Consider the following 3,286-nt stretch of genomic DNA (forward strand, 5'->3'; position numbering starts at 1 on the left):
ACTTTTGCACCTTGGGAACTGTATAGAGTAAGGAAAGAAAGTAACAAGCGCGAGAAAAGAGCGAAAGCGGAAATACGGAAGTATGGAAGCGGGAGCTCAAAAGTAATGGGAAACTACAATAACGCTGAGAGATCAAGCTAGGAAGAGCATAGGGCGGATGCCTAGCCACCAAGCGCCGACGAAGGACGTAGCAAGCTGCGAAAAGCCATGGGAAGCTGGCAAGCAGGCGTAGAACCATGGATGTCCGAATGGGGAAACCCGGCGGGGGTCATGCCCCGTCACCCATACCTGAATAAAATAGGGTATGAGGAGGGAACCCGGTGAACTGAAACATCTAAGTAACCGGAGGAGAAGAAAGAAACATCGATTTCCTAAGTAGCGGCGAGCGAAAGGGAAACAGCCCAAACCTGGCCTCTTCGGAGGGCAGGGGTTGCGGACCCGGTAAGGTAGTGCAAAGGATAGCCGAACACCTTTGGAAAGAGGGATCGAAGAAGGTAAGAATCCTGTAGGCGAAATTTGGAGCACACTGCGGGGATCCAGAGTACCACGGGACACGAGGAATCCAGTGGGAAGCAGGGGGGACCACCCTCCAAGGCTAAATACGACTTGGTGAGCGATAGCGGACAGTACCGTGAGGGAAAGGTGAAAAGCACCCCGGGAGGGGAGTGAAAGAGAACCTGAAACCCTATGTTTACAAGCAGAGGAAGCACAATTAAGGTGCGACCTCGTACTTTTTGTAGAACGGACCGGCGAGTTACAGTATGCAGCGAGGTTAAGGACTGAAGGTCTGGAGCCGAAGGGAAACCGAGTCTGAACAGGGCGAAATGAGTTGCATGCCGTAGACCCGAAACCAGGTGACCTATCCATGAGCAGGTTGAAGTGGGAGTAAAATTCCATGGAGGACCGAACCACACGTCTGTTAAAAAAGGCGGGGATGACTTGTGGATAGCGGAGAAATTCCAATCGAACTTGGAGATAGCTGGTTCTCCTCGAAATAGCTTTAGGGCTAGCCTCAGGGGATGACATATGGAGGTAGAGCACTGAATGGGCTAGGGGGCCTCACAGCTTACCGAACCTTATCAAACTTCGAATGCCATAATGTTGGACCCTGGGAGTCAGACTACGGGAGATAAGTTTCGTGGTCAAAAGGGAAACAGCCCAGACCAACAGCTAAGGTCCCAAAGTGCAGGTTAAGTGGAAAAGGATGTGGGATTGCACAGACAACCAGGATGTTGGCTTAGAAGCAGCCACGCATTCAAAGAGTGCGTAATAGCTCACTGGTCGAGTGATCCTGCGCCGAAAATGTAACGGGGCTAAACCTGCCACCGAAGCTTTGGAATCCGTACGGAAGTATGGGTTGGTAGAGGAGCATTGTATACGGGTAGAAGCATGACCGGGAGGACATGTGGACTGTATAGAAGAGAGAATGCCGGTATAAGTAGCGAGAGCAAAGTGAGAATCTTTGCCGTCGAAAGCCTAAGGTTTCCTGAGGAAGGTTCGTCCCCTCAGGGTAAGTCGGGACCTAAGCCGAGGACTGAAAGGTCGTAGGCGATGGACAGCAGGTTGAGATTCCTGCACCACTCATGGACGATTGACTGAAGCAGTGACACAGAAGGATAGGCTGAGCGGGGTGATGGTCAACTCCGTTGCGAAGGCGAGGCTGTGGCGTAGTGAAGTACGCGTCACGAGAAGGCTGGGCCGAAGCGAGACCGAAAAACAAGTAGGGAAACAGCTGAATTCACGCTGGCGAGAAAAGCTGCTAGGGAGTACATGGGTGCCCGTACCGCAAACCGACACAGGTAGGCGAGGAGAGAATCCTAAGACGAACGGGAGAACCCTTGTTAAGGAACTCGGCAAAATGACCCCGTAACTTCGGGAGAAGGGGTGCCACAGGAATGTGGCCGCAGAGAATAGGCCCAAGCGACTGTTTAGCAAAAACACAGGTATCTGCGAAATCGAGAGATGACGTATAGGTGCTGACGCCTGCCCGGTGCTGGAAGGTCAAGGGGAAGTGTTAGAGCAATCGAAGCACGGAACTTAAGCCCCAGTAAACGGCGGCCGTAACTATAACGGTCCTAAGGTAGCGAAATTCCTTGTCGGGTAAGTTCCGACCCGCACGAAAGGCGTAACGATTTGGGCACTGTCTCAACAAGGGACCCGGCGAAATTGTAGTATGCGTGAAGATGCGCATTACCCGCGATAGGACGGAAAGACCCCGTAGAGCTTTACTGCAGCTTGATATTGGATTTCGGCAACAGATGTACAGGATAGGTGGGAGGCAGAGAAGTCGGGACGCCAGTTTCGGCGGAGCCACCCTTGGGATACCACCCTTTTGTTGCTGGGGTTCTAACAGCTGGCCGTAAACCGGCAGCTGGACAGTGTCAGGTAGGCAGTTTGACTGGGGCGGTCGCCTCCCAAAGAGTAACGGAGGCGTTCAAAGGTCTCCTCAGAATGGTTGGAAATCATTCACAGAGTGCAAAGGCAGAAGGGGGCCTGACTGCGAGACAGACAAGTCGAGCAGGGAGGAAACTCGGACTTAGTGATCCGGCGGTAAGTGAGTGGAAATGCCGTCGCTCAACGGATAAAAGCTACCTCGGGGATAACAGGCTTATCTCCCCCAAGCGTCCACAGCGACGGGGAGGTTTGGCACCTCGATGTCGGCTCGTCGCATCCTGGGGCTGAAGTAGGTCCCAAGGGTTTGGCTGTTCGCCAATTAAAGCGGCACGCGAGCTGGGTTCAGAACGTCGTGAGACAGTTCGGTCCCTATCCATCGCGGGCGGAGGATATTTGAGAGGAGCTGTCCTTAGTACGAGAGGACCGGGATGGACGTACCTCTGGTGAACCAGTTGTTCTGCCAAGGGCATAGCTGGGTAGCGAAGTACGGACGGGATAAACGCTGAAGGCATCTAAGCGTGAAGCCCCCCTCAAGATAAGATATCCCATTCCGAAAGGAAGTAAGACCCCTTGAAGAAGACAAGGTAGATAGGCCAGGAGTGGAAGTGCAGCAATGTATGAAGCGGACTGGTACTAATCGGTCGAGGGCTTGATCCGCGTGAAGCGGAAGAAGTGGTTGACCAAAAGAAGCGCGAGAGAAACTTTCCAAGGTCTATACAGTTTCGAGGGTGCATAAAGGAAAGAACCCTTGGAGAAAATAGCATAGAATTTCCGGTGGCAATGGCGAAGGGGAACCACCTGTACCCATGCCGAACACAGAAGTTAAGCCCTTTAGCGCCGAAGATACTTGGTGGGTAACTGCCCGGGAAAATAGGTCGCCGCCGGATTCCAT

General features: G+C 52.9%; 2 rRNA genes. Both read left to right on the forward strand.

Annotation, left to right across the window (positions count from 1 at the left end):
• The first annotated feature begins 130 nt into the window (after window positions 1-130).
• Window positions 131-3,051: ribosomal RNA gene (locus tag H8696_RS11205) — 23S ribosomal RNA — on the forward strand.
• Window positions 3,052-3,164: 113 nt separating this feature from the next.
• Window positions 3,165-3,281 (forward strand): 5S ribosomal RNA (rrf, locus tag H8696_RS11210).
• Window positions 3,282-3,286 lie beyond the last annotated feature (5 nt).

Origin of the sequence: Gehongia tenuis, assembly GCF_014384795.1 — a bacterium.
Lineage (GTDB): Bacteria > Bacillota > Clostridia > Christensenellales > NSJ-53 > Gehongia > Gehongia tenuis.